General features: G+C 71.5%; 20 protein-coding genes. 11 read left to right on the plus strand and 9 right to left on the minus strand.

Annotated features, from left to right (window positions below; genetic code table 11):
• Window positions 1–247: 247 nt before the first annotated feature.
• A complete protein-coding gene (locus tag AB0H53_RS01520) occupies window positions 248–442 on the minus strand; it encodes a helix-turn-helix domain-containing protein (protein ID WP_030207232.1) in 195 nt (64 codons plus the stop codon).
• 121 nt (window positions 443–563) lie between these two features.
• Between AB0H53_RS01520 and AB0H53_RS01525 the strand changes: the two genes are divergently transcribed.
• Both AB0H53_RS01525 and AB0H53_RS01530 read left to right on the plus strand, forming a co-directional pair.
• A complete protein-coding gene (locus AB0H53_RS01525) occupies window positions 564–1,064 on the plus strand; it encodes a helix-turn-helix transcriptional regulator (RefSeq protein WP_030207231.1) in 501 nt (166 codons plus the stop codon).
• Between the two features lie 24 nt (window positions 1,065–1,088).
• Complete coding sequence (locus AB0H53_RS01530; protein ID WP_362105400.1) at window positions 1,089–2,243, plus strand: site-specific integrase; 1,155 nt, start codon at window positions 1,089–1,091, stop codon at window positions 2,241–2,243.
• Window positions 2,244–2,250: 7 nt separating this feature from the next.
• Here the strand turns inward: AB0H53_RS01530 and sodN are convergent, their stop codons facing one another.
• The gene (sodN, locus tag AB0H53_RS01535; RefSeq protein ID WP_362105403.1) at window positions 2,251–2,646 is read right to left on the minus strand and encodes a superoxide dismutase, Ni; all 396 of its coding nucleotides are present in this window, start codon (window positions 2,644–2,646) and stop codon (window positions 2,251–2,253) included.
• Window positions 2,647–2,789: 143 nt separating this feature from the next.
• Between sodN and sodX the strand changes: the two genes are divergently transcribed.
• Window positions 2,790–3,215 (plus strand): nickel-type superoxide dismutase maturation protease, encoded by a 426-nt coding sequence (gene sodX, locus AB0H53_RS01540; protein WP_362105406.1) that lies wholly within the window; start codon window positions 2,790–2,792, stop codon window positions 3,213–3,215.
• On the opposite strand, the gene AB0H53_RS01545 is transcribed toward sodX, so the two are convergent.
• Entirely contained in the window at window positions 3,119–3,748 is a 630-nt protein-coding gene (locus AB0H53_RS01545) for a CGNR zinc finger domain-containing protein (RefSeq protein WP_362105409.1), read from the minus strand. The two genes, sodX and AB0H53_RS01545, sit on opposite strands and share 97 nt — an antisense overlap.
• Window positions 3,749–3,846: 98 nt before the next feature.
• Between AB0H53_RS01545 and AB0H53_RS01550 the strand changes: the two genes are divergently transcribed.
• A complete protein-coding gene (locus AB0H53_RS01550; RefSeq protein ID WP_362105412.1) occupies window positions 3,847–4,608 on the plus strand; it encodes a class I SAM-dependent methyltransferase in 762 nt (253 codons plus the stop codon).
• 91 nt (window positions 4,609–4,699) lie between these two features.
• Here the strand turns inward: AB0H53_RS01550 and AB0H53_RS01555 are convergent, their stop codons facing one another.
• The 3 genes from AB0H53_RS01555 to AB0H53_RS01565 are packed head-to-tail and all read right to left on the minus strand — an operon-like array spanning window position 4,700 to window position 7,435.
• On the minus strand, window positions 4,700–5,461 hold the full coding sequence (locus AB0H53_RS01555; protein ID WP_362105415.1) for an amino acid ABC transporter ATP-binding protein: 762 nt from the start codon (window positions 5,459–5,461) through the stop codon (window positions 4,700–4,702).
• A complete protein-coding gene (locus AB0H53_RS01560) occupies window positions 5,458–6,402 on the minus strand; it encodes an amino acid ABC transporter permease (protein ID WP_362105418.1) in 945 nt (314 codons plus the stop codon). Before AB0H53_RS01560 ends, AB0H53_RS01555 begins: the two co-directional genes overlap by 4 nt.
• A gap of 40 nt (window positions 6,403–6,442) precedes the next feature.
• Complete coding sequence (locus AB0H53_RS01565; RefSeq protein WP_362105421.1) at window positions 6,443–7,435, minus strand: ABC transporter substrate-binding protein; 993 nt, start codon at window positions 7,433–7,435, stop codon at window positions 6,443–6,445.
• A 562-nt stretch (window positions 7,436–7,997) separates the two neighbouring features.
• Here AB0H53_RS01565 and AB0H53_RS01570 point away from each other — a divergent pair.
• From AB0H53_RS01570 to AB0H53_RS01590, 5 genes are all read left to right on the plus strand, one after another.
• Complete coding sequence (locus AB0H53_RS01570; protein WP_362105424.1) at window positions 7,998–9,215, plus strand: NADP-dependent malic enzyme; 1,218 nt, start codon at window positions 7,998–8,000, stop codon at window positions 9,213–9,215.
• A gap of 293 nt (window positions 9,216–9,508) precedes the next feature.
• A complete protein-coding gene (locus AB0H53_RS01575) occupies window positions 9,509–10,087 on the plus strand; it encodes a phosphoesterase (protein WP_362105426.1) in 579 nt (192 codons plus the stop codon).
• Complete coding sequence (locus AB0H53_RS01580) at window positions 10,084–11,640, plus strand: alkaline phosphatase D family protein (protein WP_362105429.1); 1,557 nt, start codon at window positions 10,084–10,086, stop codon at window positions 11,638–11,640. Before AB0H53_RS01575 ends, AB0H53_RS01580 begins: the two co-directional genes overlap by 4 nt.
• A 69-nt stretch (window positions 11,641–11,709) precedes the next feature.
• Window positions 11,710–12,675: a zinc-binding dehydrogenase gene (locus AB0H53_RS01585; protein WP_362105432.1), complete on the plus strand. Its 966-nt coding sequence runs from the start codon at window positions 11,710–11,712 to the stop codon at window positions 12,673–12,675.
• A gap of 53 nt (window positions 12,676–12,728) precedes the next feature.
• The gene (locus AB0H53_RS01590) at window positions 12,729–14,117 is read left to right on the plus strand and encodes a cellulase family glycosylhydrolase (RefSeq protein WP_362105435.1); all 1,389 of its coding nucleotides are present in this window, start codon (window positions 12,729–12,731) and stop codon (window positions 14,115–14,117) included.
• A 46-nt stretch (window positions 14,118–14,163) separates the two neighbouring features.
• Here AB0H53_RS01590 and AB0H53_RS01595 read toward each other — a convergent pair whose 3' ends face one another.
• From AB0H53_RS01595 to AB0H53_RS01605, 3 genes are all read right to left on the minus strand, one after another.
• On the minus strand, window positions 14,164–15,051 hold the full coding sequence (locus tag AB0H53_RS01595) for a PadR family transcriptional regulator (protein WP_362105438.1): 888 nt from the start codon (window positions 15,049–15,051) through the stop codon (window positions 14,164–14,166).
• 361 nt (window positions 15,052–15,412) lie between these two features.
• Window positions 15,413–15,595 (minus strand): DUF6104 family protein, encoded by a 183-nt coding sequence (locus tag AB0H53_RS01600; protein WP_003961784.1) that lies wholly within the window; start codon window positions 15,593–15,595, stop codon window positions 15,413–15,415.
• A gap of 76 nt (window positions 15,596–15,671) precedes the next feature.
• Window positions 15,672–15,917, minus strand: a complete 246-nt coding sequence (locus tag AB0H53_RS01605) for a hypothetical protein (protein ID WP_362105441.1) — start codon at window positions 15,915–15,917, stop codon at window positions 15,672–15,674.
• 153 nt (window positions 15,918–16,070) lie between these two features.
• Between AB0H53_RS01605 and AB0H53_RS01610 the strand changes: the two genes are divergently transcribed.
• The gene (locus tag AB0H53_RS01610; RefSeq protein ID WP_362105444.1) at window positions 16,071–16,202 is read left to right on the plus strand and encodes a hypothetical protein; all 132 of its coding nucleotides are present in this window, start codon (window positions 16,071–16,073) and stop codon (window positions 16,200–16,202) included.
• Window positions 16,203–16,329: 127 nt separating this feature from the next.
• Window positions 16,330–16,530, plus strand: a complete 201-nt coding sequence (locus tag AB0H53_RS01615; RefSeq protein WP_362105447.1) for a DUF6191 domain-containing protein — start codon at window positions 16,330–16,332, stop codon at window positions 16,528–16,530.
• The last annotated feature ends 6 nt before the right edge of the window (window positions 16,531–16,536 follow it).

Below are 16,536 nucleotides of genomic sequence, written 5' to 3' on the forward strand. Positions count from 1 at the left end.
CGGACCGAGCCACGGGATGCCCTGGCCGGGGACCGCAGCAGCAGGCCAGACGACCTTGCGGGATGTGTTCGAGGTGGCGGGGGACGTAGAGTCCTCCATCGACGTTCCTCTCAGGTGAGGGACGGGACGGGCAAGGTCCCGCCCCTCACCGGTTCGTTCGTGCAGGGATGGGCGACGTGCAGGGGAATCTCCGGCCCTCGGCGTTGGCGCGCCGGGGGCCGTTGCTGTGTCCGCGCCTGGCGGCGGCTCATGAGGCCAGGCCCCACTCGTCTCGGCCGTCGATCAGCGTGCGCTCGTAGCGCAGGAGCTCCGCCTCGGGGTAGAGCACCCGCTTGCCGACCTTGATCCCGCGCGGCCCCTTCTTGATCTGGCGCCAGTACCGGACGGTGCTCTCGGCTGTGCGGTAACGCTCGGCGACCTCGGCAGTGGTCAGGTATCGCATGCATTCCCATTCGGCTAGGTGGCGATTCGATATGCATAGAGTTGTACCTCGGGATCGGCGGTTAACCAAATCGGGAAGCTCATGTTTCAATTGGGATAGCGACGGTGATGATGGAGGTTCGATGGCAGGCGACAGGCCCGAAGGCGGCGAGGTGCCGCTGCTCTACAGCGAAGGGAACGTGGCCGCGCGTGTGGCCCTGGAGCGCGAGGTCAGAGGGTGGAGCACGACCGAGCTGGCGGATCGGGTGACCAGAGCCGGCGTGAAGATGAACCAGACGGCGGTCTGGCGCATCGAGAACGGCACGCCGCGTCGGCGCATCAATCTCGATGAGGCCCTCGCCTTCAGCCGCGTCTTCGAGCTCCCTCTCGAAGAGCTGATGTCTCCGCCCCTGGAGGGGCTCGACATCGATAGCCGGCGCCTCGTCCAGGAGGCCGTCGAAGCGTTCTATGAGGCCCGCGACGCGCGCGATCGCCTCCACCGTGCCGTGGTCGCCATCGCCGACCACATCAAGGCCCACCCCGACAGCTCGCGGGCCATCCACGAGCAGTGCCTCCGCCTCATGGGTGACGAGCGGGACGCTCGCACCCTCAGCAACGACATCGAGGACGGCGGTCACTACTGACAACCGACACGAAGGAGAGGCCACTTGGCCAACATCCAGAAGCGCCCCAACGGCAAATGGCGGGCCCGCTACCGCGACCTCGACGGCAAGGAGCACGCCCGCCACTTCGAGCGGAAGCTCGACGCCCAGCGCTGGCTCGACGAGGTCACGGCCAGCATGGTCACCGGCCAGTACGTCGACCCGCGCGCCGGCCGCGTCACCTTCGAGAAGTACGCCGAGAAGTGGGAGGGCTCGCTCATCGCGAGCGAGGCGGGCGAGCGCATCACCGACAACGCGCTCCGGCTCCACCTCGTACCTGCGCTGGGCGCCCGCTCCATGGCGGCGATACGCCGCAACGACATACAGGTGCTCTTCAAGCACCTGTCCGACCAGCTCGGCCCCGGCAGCGTGCGGAACGTCTACGACGTCCTCGTACGCGTCATGACGGCGGCGGTGGACGACAAGGTCATCGCCTCCAGCCCGTGCCGCCGGATCACCCTCCCGGCCATGCCGGATGAGGAGGTCACCCCGCCCACCGTCGAGCAGGTCGAGGCGATGGCACGGGTGATGCCGCCGTACATCCGCGCGGCGATCGTCACCCTCGCCGGATCAGGGCTGCGCATCGGCGAACTGCTCGGCCTTAAGGTGTCGGACGTCGACTTCAAGGCCGGCACCATCCGGGTCGACCGGCAGCGGCTCCAGTCCGGGAAGATCGGGCCGCCGAAGACCGCCAAGTCGCGGTGCACGGTCCCGGTCGGCGAGGTCGTCACCGATGCACTCCTCGCGCATCTCGCCGCACGGCCCTCCAAAGAATGGCTGTTCACCATGGAGGAGGGCGAGCCGCTCAACTACCGGCGGTGGAAGACCGAGTGGAACGGCGCCCGTCGCGCACTCCAGGCGGCCGAGAACGGCGCAGCCGAGCGGGAGGGCCGTAAGGCCGTCGAGCTGCCGCACATGGTCACTCACGACCTGCGGCACTTCTACGCCTCCGCGCTCATCGCCGGCGGCGCGAGCGTCAAGCAGGTGCAGCTCGTCCTCGGGCACGCGTCCGCCGTCATCACCTTGCGGATCTACGCGCACCTCTGGCCCGGGGAAGAAGACCGCACCCGGGCCGTCATGGACGCCGTGCTCGGCGGCCTGCGGACCGGGTGCGGACAGGTAGGCGACATGGCCAGCGAAACCGCAGGTCAGAACGCCTAACCAGAGATCAAGCCTTCTTGGTCTCCCAGAAGATCTTGTCGATCTGCGCGATGTAGTCCAGCGCCTTCTGGCCCGTCGCCGGGTCCGTCGAGGCCTTGGCCGCCGACAGGGCCTTCAGGGTGTCGTTCACGAGCTGGTGCAGCTCGGGGTACTTCTCGAAGTGCGGCGGCTTGAAGTAGTCGCTCCACAGCACCGAGACATGGTGCTTGGCGAGCTCCGCGCGCTGCTCCTTGATGATCGTGGCGCGGGACTGGAAGTGCGGGTCCTCGTTGGCCTGCATCTTTTCCTGGGTGGCCTTGACCGACTCGGCCTCGATGCGGGCCTGGGCCGGGTCGTAGACACCGCAGGGAAGGTCGCAGTGCGCGCTGACCTTCACCTTGGGGGCAAACAGGCGGGAGAGCATGGAGCTGTCCTTCCTCGTGATCGTCTTCTCAGGTGGGACATTACTCCGTGGGAGACGGCTTTTCGCGAGTGCCCCCGGGGGCTTAGGACAAAAGTCCAGGGTCACCATGGGACTCGTGGAGGAAGGGACCGGGAGGTGCGCGAGTGAGTGATCAAGGACGGGAGCCGGGTGTGCCGTTCGGGGTCGCCGAGGTGACGGGAATCTCCATGGTGCCCACCCTCCGGCACGGCGACCGGCTGCTGGTCCACTACGGGGCGCGGCCCAGGGCCGGTGATGTGGCCGTACTGCGCCATCCGCTCCAGCAGGACCTGCTGATCGTCAAGCGGCTGGTCGAGCGGCGCGACGGGGGCTGGTGGGTGCTGGGCGACAACACGGACGCCGAGGCGGTGGACAGCCGCGCGTTCGGGGCGGTGCCCGCCGAACTGGTGCTGGGGCGGGTGCGGGCCCGGTACCGGGGGATCCGGCCCGGGCGTCAGCGGTCGCTGGGCGTGGTGCTCTCCTGGCTGCTGACGGCGGTGCGTCCGGTGCTCGCCGACCGGTCGGTCTCCAGGCGCTTGCGGGCCCGGTAGGCGGCCACGTTCGCGCGGGTCGCGCAGCGGTCGGAGCAGTAGCGGCGGGAGCGGTTGGTGGAGGTGTCGAGGTAGGCGTTGCGGCACGGGGCCGCCTGGCACAGGCCGAGCCGGTCGACGCCGAACTCGGTGAGGTGGAACGCCAGGCCCATCGCGGCGATCGCCGCGTACCCCGCGGTCGCGTTCGACGGGTGGTCCGCCAGGTGCAGGTGCCAGCGCGGCCGGCCCTCGTCGTCGAGCAGGTCGTGGCCGGAGATCTGCGGACTGACCGGGAATTCCAGCAGCAGGGAGTTCAGCAGGTCCACGGCGTGCGTCTGGTCGCCGGCGTCGGCCGCGGTGAACACCGCCCGCAGCCGGGAGCGGACCGAGCGGAAGCGGGTGACGTCCGCGTCGGTGGCCCGCCGCGCCATCTGGGAGGCCTGCCCGAAGAGGGCGCGTACCGCTTCGACCGAGGTCAGGGAGTCCTTGTTGCGCGCCGGCTCCTCGGTGTTCACCAGTCGTACGGCGTAGTCCGAGTAATAGGCCAGTTCCACTTGTAGTCCTTACGGCGGCGGTCTAGGGTCGGGAGGCGAACGGGTAAGAGCCCTGCTGGCTACGAGGGTATTACGGAGTGGACGGACCGGAGGTAGGGATGGCGGAGACGACCGCGGGCACCGACTGGCGGGCCTGGCAGGACAGCTGGGACCGCCAGCAGGAGTGGTACATGCCCGACCGCGAGGAGCGGTTCCGGGTCATGCTCGACATGGTCGAGGCGTTCGCCGGCCCCGCGCCCCGGGTCCTGGACCTCGCGTGCGGCACCGGGAGCATCACGGACCGGCTGTTCAAGAGGTTCCCGGACGCCGTCAGCACCGGCGTCGACCTCGATCCGGCGCTCCTGGCCATCGCCGAGGGGTACTTCGCGGGCGACGAGCGGGTCACCTTCGTACGGGCGGACCTCACCGACCCGGAGTGGGCCGCGGCACTGCCGTACGACTCCTACGACGCCGTCCTCACCGCCACCGCCCTGCACTGGCTGCGCACCGGGCCGCTGGCCGTCCTCTACGGGCAGATCGGCGGCCTGGTCCGCGAGGGCGGGGTCTTCATGAACGCCGACCACATGAAGGACGAGTCCACACCGCGCATCAACGCCGCCGAGCGCGCCCACCGGCACGCCGGCATGGACCGGGCCAAGGCCGCCGGGGCGCTCGACTGGGCCGACTGGTGGGAGCTGGCCGCCCAGGACCCGGTGCTGGCCGGGCCGACCGCCGAGCGGTTCGCCATCTACGGCGAGCACGCCGAGGGCGACACCCCCTCCCTGGAGTGGCACGCGCGCACCCTGCGCGAGGCGGGGTTCGCCGAGGCCAGGGCCGTGTGGGCCTCGCCGTCGGACTCGCTGGTGCTGGCGCTGAAGTAGCCGTGGCACGCACGAGGGGGGGCGGTACGGGAACCCTCCCGTACCGCCCCCCTCGCCGCACGTGTGACGTACGCGGCCTGTGCCAGCGCGGCTACAGCACCTTGGACAGGAACGCCTTCGTCCGCTCGTGCTGCGGCTTGGTCAGGACGTCCTTGGGGTCGCCCGACTCGACCACGACACCGCCGTCCATGAAGACCAGCGAGTCGCCGACCTCCCGGGCGAAGCCCATCTCGTGCGTGACGACGACCATGGTCATGCCGGACTCGGCCAGGTCGCGCATGACGTCCAGCACGTCGCCCACCAGCTCGGGGTCGAGCGCCGAGGTCGGCTCGTCGAAGAGCATCAGCTTCGGCTCCATCGCCAGTGCCCGGGCGATCGCGACCCGCTGCTGCTGGCCGCCCGAGAGCTGCGAGGGGTAGTTGCCGGCCTTGTCGCCCAGGCCCACCCGGTCCAGCAGCTTCAGCGCGCGCTCACGGGCCACCGCCCTGGTCTCGCCCTTGACCTGGACCGGCGCCTCCATGACGTTCTCGACGGCCGTCATGTGCGGGAACAGGTTGAAGCGCTGGAAGACCATGCCGATGTCCCGGCGCTTGAGCGCGACCTCGCTGTCCTTGAGCTCGTACAGCTTGTCGCCCTTCTGGCGGTAGCCGACGAGCTCGCCGTCGACGTACAGCCGGCCGGCGTTGACCTTCTCCAGGTGGTTGATGCAGCGGAGGAAGGTCGACTTGCCGGAACCGGACGGGCCGATGAGGCAGAACACCTCGCCCGCCGCCACCTCCAGGTCGATTCCCTTGAGAATGTGCGCGGCGCCGTAGGACTTGTGGACGCCCTCGGCCTTCACCATGGCGGTCATGCGGCACCTCCCGCCGGGCGGTTGGACAGGGACAACAGATTGGCCTTGATCTTCTGGAAGGGGGTGGCCGCGAGCTGGCGCGAGGAACCGCGCGCGTAGTAGCGCTCCAGGTAGAACTGGCCCACGCTGAGCACCGAGGTCATGATCAGGTACCAGGCGGCGGCCACGAAGAGCATCTCCACCGGGGTGCCGGACGTCTGGCCGATGTCCTGGGCGTTGCGCAGCAGCTCGTAGTACTGCACCGCCGCCACCAGCGAGGTCGTCTTCAGCATGTTGATGACCTCGTTGCCCGTGGGCGGCACGATCACGCGCATCGCCTGCGGGATGACGATCCGGCGCAGGGTCTTGCCGTGGCTCATGCCCAGGGCGTGGGACGCCTCGGTCTGGCCCTCGTCGACCGCGAGGAGGCCCGCGCGGCAGATCTCGGCCATGTACGCGGCCTCGTTGAGGCCCAGGCCCAGCAGCGCCGTCAGGAACGGCGTCATGAAGTCCGACCACTCGTCCTTGTAGACCGGGCCGAGGTTGATGAACTCGAAGACCAGGCCCAGGTTGAACCAGACCATGAGCTGGACCAGGACCGGCGTGCCCCGGAAGAACCAGATGTAGAACCAGGCGATGGACGAGGTCACCGGGTTCTTCGACAGCCGCATCACCGCCAGCAGGATGCCGCCGAAGATGCCGATCGCCATGGACAGGACGGTCAGCACCAGGGTCTGGCCGACGCCGTCGAGGATCCGCCCGTCGAAGAAGTAGTCGGGGACGGCGCCCCAGTTGATCTGGCCTTGCGAGAAGGCGTAGACGATGGCGACGAAGGCCGCGATGGCCACGACGGCGGTGACGTACCGGCCGTAGTGCCGGACGGGGATGGCCTTGATCGCTTCCGGGCCGGAGGGCGGCGTCGCCGCCTCCTCCGGACCCGTCTTCTTGATGTCAGTTGTCACGGTGGTGCCTTTCAGGGGCCTGTGTAGTGCCAGTGGCCGGTCAGGAACCGCCGTTGATCTTCGCTTCGGTCACCGCGCCGGCGGCGACACCCCACTTGTCCAGGACCTTCTTGTACTCGCCGCTCTTGATGACGGCGTCCAGGGCCGCCTTGATCGCGTCGCGCAGCTGGGTGTTGTTCTTGGCCACGGCGATGCCGTACGGCGCCGCCTGGACCTGCTCACCCACCATCTGGAAGTCCTTGCCGCCACCCGAGGTCTTCGCGGCGTACGCGGCGACCGGGTAGTCGGAGGAGCCGGCGTCCGCGCCGCCGGCGCGCAGCCGGGTCTGGGCCTGCTGGTCGTTGTCGAACGCCTCGATGGCGATCTTGCCCTTCTTGGCCGTCTCGCACTTCTTCGACTCGGCCTTCGCCATCTCCTCGGAGACGGTCCCGCGCTGCACGACGATCTTCTTGCCGCACAGGTCGGCCCAGGTCCGGATGCCCTTGTCGGCGCCCTTCTTGGTGTAGATCGACACACCCGCGCTGAAATAGTCGACGAAGTCGACGCCCTCGCCGACCTTCTTCCGGGTCTCGGAGTCGATGCCGTTCTGGCGGTCCTTGGTGTCCGTCATGGCCGACATGACCAGGTCGTAGCGCTTGGCGCGCAGACCGGTGACCAGCGTGTCGTACGTGCCGTTCTCGAAGACGAACGTCACGCCGAGCTGCTTGCCGAGGGCGTCGGCGAGATCGGGGTCGATACCGACCGTCTTACCGCTGTTGTCCTTGAATTCGACGGGCGGGTAGGCGATGTCCGATCCGACCTTGATGACGCCCTTGTCGCGGACGGCCGCGGGCAGCTTGTCGGCGAGCGGCGCGGGCGCGGACGCCTTCGTCTCCTTGCCGCCGGTACCCCCTGGGCCGCTCTGGGTCTGGTCGCCGCAGGCGGTCAGCAGCATGGAGCCGGCGACCGCGATCGCGGCGACCGCGGCTATCCGGGACGTCCGGGACGTACCGGTCCTCGCGGCGGTCGTACAGCGGGTGGTGCTTGCGGGCATGGTCGGGTTCCTCCGGCGGGTGAGGGAGTTGCCAAACGGTCGGGCACGCACCTTCGGGTGTCGCGACCTCGTGTGATTACGGCATCTTGCCATTCGGACCAGCCCGAACAGGGGGCCTCGCATGTCAAAATCGGATAACGGGACACCCCCGAACCCCAACGGGCCGGTACATCAAGGCCGGACCTTCTGCGGGGTTACCTGACTTCAGCCGGAAAATCTCCGGTTGATCTCGTCATCCGGACGTGGGATCGGGCACAATTCGGATTCCGTGCGGACTTGTCCAGATTTCCTGCCATGAGTCATATCACCTGAAGGTGATCCGCGACAGGGTCGAGCCACCCTCCGGATATGGACTCGTCGGCGGGGCCGTCCGTCAGGTAAGAAGGATCCTTACACCCCTCATCCGGGGCTCAGGGCGCGTGTGCGGCGCGCCCGCGCGTACGTACCTCCCCCTGCGAGGCGGGCCAACCGCCTGACGCGGGGCACGGACGCGGTGCCCGCCCACCCCTCCTCAACCAGGAGCGGCCACCCTCAACAGATGAAGACTTAAGGGGTCAACAACATGGCAGCGGAGATCGTCAATCCTCGCAGCGACAGTGACAACGCCGCCGAGGGCGCGTCCGACGAGCCCTTCGATCCGGCGTTCGCGCTCCACCGGGGCGGCAAGATGGCCGTGCAGGCCACCGTGCCCATCCGCGACCGGGACGACCTGTCCCTCGCGTACACGCCCGGCGTGGCCAAGGTGTGCAGCGCCATCGCCGACAATCCCGAGCTCGTCCACGACTACACCTGGAAGTCGCAGGTCGTCGCCGTCGTGACGGACGGCACGGCAGTGCTCGGGCTCGGCGACATCGGTCCGGAAGCGTCCCTTCCGGTCATGGAGGGGAAGGCCATCCTCTTCAAGCAGTTCGGTGGCGTGGACGCGGTGCCCATCGCGCTGGCCACCACCGACACGGACGAGATCATCGACACCGTCGTCCGGCTCGGGCCGTCCTTCGGCGGCATCAACCTGGAGGACATCTCGGCGCCGCGCTGCTTCGAGATCGAGCGCCGGCTCCAGGAACGGCTGGACATCCCGGTCTTCCACGACGACCAGCACGGCACGGCGGTGGTCACCCTCGCCGCCCTGCGCAACGCGGCCAAGCTGACCGGGCGCGGCCTGGGCGAGCTGCGCGGTGTGATCTCGGGCGCGGGCGCGGCCGGCGTCGCCATCGCCAAGTTCCTGCTGGAGGCGGGACTGGGCGATGTGGCGGTCGCCGACCGCAAGGGCGTCGTGAGCCGGGACCGCGAGGACCTCACGCCGGTCAAGCGGGAGCTGGCCGAGCTGACCAACCGGGCCGGGCTGACCGGCTCGCTGGAGAGCGCGCTGGCCGGTGCGGACGTCTTCATCGGCGTCTCGGGCGGCACGGTGCCGGAGGCGGCGGTCGCCGCGATGGCCCCCGGCGCGTTCGTCTTCGCGATGGCCAACCCCCACCCCGAGGTCCACCCCGACGTCGCGCACAAGTACGCGGCGGTGGTGGCGACCGGCCGGTCGGACTACCCCAACCAGATCAACAACGTGCTGGCCTTCCCCGGCATCTTCGCCGGCGCGCTCCAGGTGCGGGCCTCGCGGATCACCGAGGGCATGAAGATCGCCGCGGCGAACGCCCTGGCTGACGTGGTCGGCGACCAGCTCGCCGCCGACTACGTGATCCCGTCGCCGTTCGACGAGCGCGTCGCCCCGGCGGTCACCGCCGCGGTCGCCGCCGCCGCCCGCGCCGAGGGCGTCGCCCGCCGCTGAGCCCCGCACAACCCGGCGCGTGCGGCGCCGGGCGGTTCACGGCCGCCGGTAGTCCGAGGGGTGTGGGCCCCGGATGAGAACACCAGAGCCGCGCCGTACTCCCCCGGGAGTGCGGCGCGGCTCTTCGTCCGCCCGGGGGCGGGCCCCACCGCCGTGGCGCGGGGGCGGGGCGCTTGGACTTTCCTGGCCGGTGCCCGGACCGGCCGCGCGATGTTCGCCGCCGCTCTTCCACCGGTTCATGTGCGGCTGCTGTGATGCGCGCGCCGGCATCCACCCCACCACAGGAGGCGCGAGTGAACCTGGTCGTCAACGGTGACGCCGAGAGCGGCCCCGGAGGTACCGCCGAACCCGTCGCGACCGTGACGGGCTGGCGGGTCGCGCAGGGCGCTCCCGCCCTCGTCGCGTACGGCCTCGCAGGCGGCTACCCCACCGCGTCCGACCCCGGCCCCGCCCGGCGCGGCAGCCGGTTCTTCTCGGGCGGCGACTCGCCCCGCACCGCGCTCCTCCAGGACGTCACCCTGCCCGCGACCGGGGCGACCGGCCACGCGGCCGTGGACGCCGGCCGGGTGCGGTACGCGGTGACCGCCTGGCTCGGCGGGTACGCCGGCCAGGAGGACGGCGCGCGGCTCTCGGTGGAGTTCCGCGACACCAAGGGAACCCCGCTCGCGCTCAGCGTGCTGGGCCCCGTCACCGCGGCCGAGCGGCACGGCCGTACCGCGCTGGTGGAGCGCACGGCGGGCGCCGCCGTGCCACCCGGCGCCCGCACCGCCCGCGTGCTGCTCGTCCTCACCCGCACCGGCGGCGGCACCTCCAACGACGGTTACGCCGACGGCATCTCGCTCACCCTCACGGCGACCGGAGGCCCGCTATGACCCTCAACCGACGCGACCTGTTGAAGGCCGCCGGCGCGGCGGGCGCGCTGGGCACCGTCTGGCCGCTCGCCGCCGGCCTCTCCCCGGCGCGGGCCCGCGAGGCCGCCGAGGCGCTCGGCGCCGACTACGACCCCGCGCCCTTCACTCTCGGAGTGGCCTCCGGCGACCCGCAGCCCTCCGGCGTGGTCCTGTGGACCCGCCTGGCGCCCGAGCCGCTCGCCGCCGAACAGCGGCTCCCCGAGATCGTCGAGGTGGAGTGGGTCGTCGCCGAGGACCAGGCGCTCACCCGGGTCGTGGCCCGGGGCACCACGCCCGCGTCGGCGACACTCGGCCACAGCGTCCACGTGCCCGTGACCGGACTCGGCCCGGGCCGCCACTACTGGTACGCCTTCAAGGCCCTGGGGAGGACCAGCCGGGTGGGACGGACGAGGACCGCTCCGGTGGGCAGCGTCCCCCGGGTCCGGTTCGCCGCCGCCAACTGCCAGGCGTTCCACGACGGGTACTACGCCGCGCACCGCGGCATCGCCCGCGAGAACGTCGACTTCGTCGTCCACCTCGGGGACTACATCTACGAGCACGGCCCGGTCGGCGGGGACCACGTGCGCGACCACGACGCGCCCGCCGTCCTCAGCCTCCAGGACTACCGCCGCCGCCACGCCCTGTACAAGGGCGACCCGTCCCTGCGCGAGGCACACGCCGCCCATCCCTGGTTCCTCACCTGGGACGACCACGAGGTCGTCAACGACTACAGCGGCACGGGCGGCGGGGCGCCCTTCCTGCGGCGGCGGGCCGCCGCGTACCAGGCCTGGTACGAGAACATGCCGCACCGCGACGACTCGGCCACCTCCGCCCTGCCCGACCCGGAGATCCACCGGGTCCGCCGCTGGGGGGACCTGCTGGAGCTGACCGTCCTGGACCTGCGCTCGTACCGCTCCGCGCAGAACCTGGCGAACGGCACCATCCTGGGCGCCGCCCAGAAGTCCTGGCTCAAGGGGAACATCGACCGCGCGCCCGACTCCTGGCACGTGTGGGCCAACTCGATCATGCTCAGCCAGCTCCGGGGCCGGCCGGGCGGCCCGTACATGTTCACCGACCAGTGGGACGGCTTCCTCACCGAGCGCGAGGAGGTCCTGAACCACGTGCACGGCAGCGGCCTGGAAGACCTCGTCGTCATCACCGGCGACTGGCACTCCGCGTTCGTCGACGACATCCGCACCGACTTCGACGACATCTCCTCACCGCTGGTCGGCACGGAGTTCACGGCCCACTCGGTGACCTCGGGCGCGTACTCCGCCGACTGGAACGCGGCCAACGGCCCCCTCATGGGCAGGGCCAACCCCCACCTGAAGTACTTCGAGGGCAACCGGTACGGCTACGACGTCTACGAGGTCACCCCCTCCCGGTTCAGCGCCCACATGCGGGTGATCGCCGACCGCCGGGACCCGGTCTCCCCGGTGACCACGCTCACCACCTTCCACGTGGACCGGGGCAAGGCCGGCTCCTACGAGGACCCGGCGACGAAGAACAGCCCGGCCCAGTGGCGCCGCGACTGACCCGGGGCTGACGCACGTCACACCGGTGCGCGGTTCCGCCGCGCACCGGTCCGCCCTATGGTCAAGGTCATGTTCGCTGCCTACGCCGCCCGCATCGACCGCGACCAGCCGCTCAACGGACTCGAACTGGGCGAACGCCCGGCCCCCGAGGCCCGCCCCGGCTGGACCACCGTCACCGTCAAGGCCGCCTCCCTGAACCACCACGACCTGTGGTCCCTGCGGGGGGTGGGACTCGGCGAGGAGAAGCTGCCGATGATCCTCGGCTGCGACGCCGCAGGCCTGGACGAGGACGGCAACGAGGTGGTCGTCCACTCCGTCATCGGCCAGACCGGCCACGGTGTCGGCCCGGACGAGCCGCGCTCCATCCTGACCGAGCGCTACCAGGGCACCTTCGCCGAGCGCGTCGCCGTCCCCGCCTGGAACGTGCTGCCCAAGCCGAAGGAGCTGTCCTTCGAGGAGGCCGCCTGCCTGCCGACCGCGTGGCTCACCGCGTACCGGATGCTCTTCACCAACGCCGGTGTCCGGCCGGGGGACTCCGTCCTGGTGCAGGGCGCCGGCGGCGGTGTGGCGACCGCGGCGATCGTCCTGGGCCGGGCGGCGGGCCTGCGGGTCTTCGCCACCAGCCGCGACGAGGCGAAGCGCCGGCGCGCGGTCGAGCTCGGGGCGGTCGAGGCGTACGAGCCGGGGGCACGGCTGCCGCGGCGGGTGGACGCGGTCATCGAGACGGTCGGCGCCGCCACCTGGTCGCACTCGGTGAAGTCACTGAGGCCCGGCGGCACCCTGGTGATCTCCGGCGCGACGAGCGGCGACCGGCCCTCCCACGCCGAGCTGACCCGCATCTTCTTCCTGGAGCTCAAGGTCGTCGGCTCGACCATGGGCTCCAAGGACGAGCTGGAGGACCTGCTGTCCTTCTGCGCGGCGACCGGGGTGCGGCCGGTCATCGACGAGGTGCTGCCGCTGGACCGGGCCCGCGAGGGCTTCGAGAGGATGGCGGCCGGCGACCTGTTCGGCAAGATTGTCCTGACGAACCCTTGATGGAGCGTCAGCCGCGCTGATGGGATCTCCGGCACCCGACGCCGGAGGTCCCCATGCCCGTCAAGCGCACCGTCGCCCTCGCCCTCTCCGCCCTGCTGGCCGTCGCCCCCGCCACCGCCCGCGCCCACACCCCGGGCGCTGCGGAGGCCCCGGGGATACCCCGCCTCACCGACGACCGGGGCCGGGTCCTGACCCTGCGCGGCTGGAACGTCGAGGACAAGACCCACCGCGGCGCCGCGGCGCTGTCCGCCATCACCGAGAAGCACTTCCGCGACATGCGCGCCCGGGGCTTCGACTTCGCCCGTCTCCTCGTCTTCTGGGACGACCTGGAGCCCAGGCGCGGCCAGTACAGCCGGGCGTACCTCCGCAAGATCGAGCGGATCCTCAACTGGGCGCACGCGCACGACATCCACGTCGTGATCGACGCCCACCAGGACGTCTTCGGCCCCGCCTTCGGCCACCGCGGCATCCCGGAATGGGCCACCCGCACCGACGGGCTGCCCTTCACCCCGCACCCCGGCGACTGGTTCGCGGAGTACTTCGAGCCGGCCGTGCAGCGCGCCTTCACCCACCTGTACCAGGACCCGGACCTGCGGCGCGCCCAGGCGGCGATGTGGCGGGTGCTCGCCGCCCGCTTCGCGCACCACCCGGCTGTCCTCGGCTACGACCTCATCAACGAGCCGATGGGCGAGCTGCGCGGGGGCGAGGACCTGGCGACGGCGGCCCGGCGGATCGAACGCGACCACCTCACGCCGCTGTACAACCGCCTGGCGGACGCGGTCCGTTCGGTGGACGACGGCAACTGGGTCTTCGTCGAGCCGACCCCGATCGTCGGGGAGGGCGTGCCCACGGGGCTCGGCAGGATCGAGGACCCGAAGGTCGTCTACGCCCCGCACTTCTACAACGCCGCGATGGAGGCGGGCGCCGACTACGACCCGGCGGCCGGCTGGATCGAGGCGTACGAGGCCGCGGTCACCACCTATCCGAAGAAGTACCGGGTACCGGTGGTGGTGGGGGAGTGGGGCCCGCTCAACAACACCCTGCCCAACATGGGCCGTTTCCACCGGGAGGCGCTCGCCTCGCTGAACCGCTACAGCTCGGGCTGGGCGGCCTACGTGTGGTGCTACGGCGGCGGGTACTGCGCGGTGGACGCCGCCGGGGCCTTCCGTACCCACAAGGAGCAGACGGCAGCGCCCTACGCGGAGGCGGTGGCGGGCCGGGTCGTGGCGCAGTCCCACGCCCACACCGAGTACCGGCTCTCCTACACCGCCGGGCCCGGGGCCACCGTGCTGTCCCTGCCGCCGAGCGCGCGGGGCTGGCGGGTCGCGGCGGAGGGGCGCGCGTGGCCGCGCACCACACTGGTGGCGCCGGGGCCGTCCGCGCGGGTGGTGGTACGCGCCGTGCCGGGCGCCCCGGTCACGGTCTCCGTCAGCCCGGGGTGAGACGGGCGGCGCGGCGGTGCGACGGGCGGTGCCCTCGGCGGGCGGCTCAGACCCCCGGCGTCCGCAGCACGGCGGCGATGTGGGCCGCCGCCGTGGAGAGGTGGCGGCGGGCCTCGTCGAGCTGCGGCTCCGTCACGCCGTGATCGCGAGCCGCGTCCCGGATGTCGTCGCGGAAACGGTCCAGCAGCCGGTCCAGGTCGCGTGCCGGGTCACCGGAACTCTCCGTGGCGCGCGCCCGGCCGGGAGCGGGCCCGGGCGCGGCCGGGCCCGGCCCGGCCCCCGCCGCCCGGTTCGCCGCCGTACCGCCGAGCAGGCCGCCCAGGTGGCCGACCAGGTCGTGCAGGCCCTCGCCCCGGGTGACGCGGTCCCGCACCTGCTGGGCGAACCGCTGCATCTCCAGGCGGGCCGCGGCGGCGTCCTCGCGGGCCCTGCGCGACTCGTCCCTCGCCCGCCGCGCCTGTTCCTTCCACTCCCGCTCGGCCCGCCGCAGTTCCTCCCTGGCGGTGTGCCAGGCGTCCGCCTCGACACCGCCGCCGGGCGGGGAGTGCCGGGTCCCGTGCGCCGCCGCCCGCACCTCGCCGCGCAGCCGGCCCGCCGCGCCGCGCACGTCGTCGCGGAGCTCGGCGGCCAGTTCGGAGACCGACTCGCGGATCTCCAGCTCCAGGTCGGCCAGTTCGGCGCCCCGGCCGGCCAGCTCGGCGCGGCCCGCGGCGGTGATCGAGTACACCTTGCGGCCACCCTCGGTGGTGTGCCGCACCAGCCCCTCCGCCTCCAGCTTGGCCAGCCGGGGGTACACCGTGCCGGCCGAGGGCGCGTACAGGCCCTGGAAGCGCTCCTCCAGGAGGCGGATCACCTCGTAGCCGTGGCGCGGCGCCTCGGCCAGGAGCTTGAGCAGATACAGCCGCAGGCGGCCGTGGGCGAAGACGGGCGGCATCTCACAGCACCTTTCCCCGTGGGTCCCCGGACTCGTGCGGGGGCCGCCGCAGCAGCGCCGGGGGACCGGACACAGCCCCGTCCCCGCCGGCCCCGAGGGTGCCGGTGCGTCCCGGGACGGGGGCGGACGGCTCCGCCAGACGCAACATATCGCGTTTGTCCCTATACGCGCTATATCGCGGCGGGCGGACGTCACGGGTGAGCCATCGGGGCGGATCGGCCGAGCGCGGTGCGGCGGGTCGACCGAACGTGGTGCCGAGCGCGGTGCGGCGGGTGGAGCGAGCGCGGTGCGGTGGGTCGGCTTCCCGCCGCTGCCCTCACCGTCACGCCCGCCCCGCCTCACGGGGGCGCGGGGTGGCGGACTACTCGTCCTCGTCCTCGTCGTCGAGCCGCGCCAGCCAGGTGGCCAGCCGCTCCACGGGAACCTCGAAGTCGGGGTTGAGGTCGACGAACGTGCGCAGCTGCTCGGCGAGCCACTCGAAGGTGACCTCCTCCTCGCCGCGCCGCTTCTCCAGCTCCTCGATGCCACGGTCGGTGAAGTACATGGGACAAGCCTAACGACAGGGGAAGGGCCCGGCTCCCGCGGATCACGCGGAAGCCGTCCCCTGGGAACGCCGTGCGTCAGGAGATCGCCTTCATGGCCTGCCAGCCGCCGTAGCCGACCACGGCCGGGGCGCCGATCAGGCCGGTCCTGCGGCCCGGGAGGAACTCCAGACCGGCCGTCGTGCTGGCGGTGAGATCGGCGTGGCCGTCCCCGTCGAGATCGCCCGGCGAGGCCAGGGTCATCACGCCCCAGCCGGAGTTGCCGATCGGGTAGCCCGACCGCCGACCGCCGACCGTCGGCCCCGGGGGCGGGCGGTCGGCCAACGACACAGCACAGCGCTGCCGCAGGCTCGTCCAGCGGCACCGCTGCTCGACTTCTCGGGGTTCCACCGCCGCCGCGCGAGCTGGTGGGCCTGTCCGGTGGCACCGTCGTCGAAGGGCCGCTCAAGTCAGGTGAGGGCCGTTGCCGAGGGTCGTGTGACAGCGCTCGACGCCTTCTCGCAGCGCCTGCTCGACCTGGAGCGCCATACCGCCCTTCAAGCCCGTGACTTGCCGGAGCACCTGCCGATCGACGGCGTGACTTTCACAGCGCCCGGCACCGGGGCTTGAGCCGCCCTGCCCCGTGCTGCATGAGAAGGCCGGGCGGGTCACCCCGGTGGGCCGCACGACCCGGTTCTGGCGCACTATGGAAGTCGGCCGCAGCCGGTGCGGTCGCCGATCGACAGGAGTACGACAGATGTTCGGCAGTGCCTTGAACGAGCTGTTCGCTCCTGGGCGGCGTCACACCGAGGAGGAGCGGCGCCGGCAGGAGATCACCCTGGACGAGGTCGGTGACGCGGACCCCGGCCAGGGGCCGATAGACCTCGGCAGCGGTGTCGTCGTCATCCGGGTGCCCGAGACCCGCGACGGTCCGCGGGAGCCGCACATCCGCGCTTGACCCGCG

The organism is Streptomyces sp. NPDC050856, from assembly GCF_040653855.1.
Lineage (GTDB): Bacteria > Actinomycetota > Actinomycetes > Streptomycetales > Streptomycetaceae > Streptomyces.

What these genes read in the sequence shown, in the direction of transcription:
- AB0H53_RS01555 (WP_362105415.1), bottom strand. Translation starts at nt 5,461, where the DNA reads ATGACCGCCATGGTGAAGGCCGAGGGCGTCCACAAGTCCTACGGCGCC.
- AB0H53_RS01590 (WP_362105435.1), top strand. Translation starts at nt 12,729, where the DNA reads ATGCCCGTCAAGCGCACCGTCGCCCTCGCCCTCTCCGCCCTGCTGGCC.
- AB0H53_RS01600 (WP_003961784.1), bottom strand. Translation starts at nt 15,595, where the DNA reads ATGTACTTCACCGACCGTGGCATCGAGGAGCTGGAGAAGCGGCGCGGC.
- AB0H53_RS01565 (WP_362105421.1), bottom strand. Translation starts at nt 7,435, where the DNA reads ATGCCCGCAAGCACCACCCGCTGTACGACCGCCGCGAGGACCGGTACG.
- AB0H53_RS01525 (WP_030207231.1), top strand. Translation starts at nt 564, where the DNA reads ATGGCAGGCGACAGGCCCGAAGGCGGCGAGGTGCCGCTGCTCTACAGC.
- AB0H53_RS01580 (WP_362105429.1), top strand. Translation starts at nt 10,084, where the DNA reads ATGACCCTCAACCGACGCGACCTGTTGAAGGCCGCCGGCGCGGCGGGC.
- AB0H53_RS01585 (WP_362105432.1), top strand. Translation starts at nt 11,710, where the DNA reads ATGTTCGCTGCCTACGCCGCCCGCATCGACCGCGACCAGCCGCTCAAC.
- AB0H53_RS01520 (WP_030207232.1), bottom strand. Translation starts at nt 442, where the DNA reads ATGCGATACCTGACCACTGCCGAGGTCGCCGAGCGTTACCGCACAGCC.
- AB0H53_RS01595 (WP_362105438.1), bottom strand. Translation starts at nt 15,051, where the DNA reads ATGCCGCCCGTCTTCGCCCACGGCCGCCTGCGGCTGTATCTGCTCAAG.
- AB0H53_RS01615 (WP_362105447.1), top strand. Translation starts at nt 16,330, where the DNA reads ATGTTCGGCAGTGCCTTGAACGAGCTGTTCGCTCCTGGGCGGCGTCAC.
- AB0H53_RS01550 (WP_362105412.1), top strand. Translation starts at nt 3,847, where the DNA reads ATGGCGGAGACGACCGCGGGCACCGACTGGCGGGCCTGGCAGGACAGC.
- AB0H53_RS01570 (WP_362105424.1), top strand. Translation starts at nt 7,998, where the DNA reads ATGGCAGCGGAGATCGTCAATCCTCGCAGCGACAGTGACAACGCCGCC.
- sodN (WP_362105403.1), bottom strand. Translation starts at nt 2,646, where the DNA reads ATGCTCTCCCGCCTGTTTGCCCCCAAGGTGAAGGTCAGCGCGCACTGC.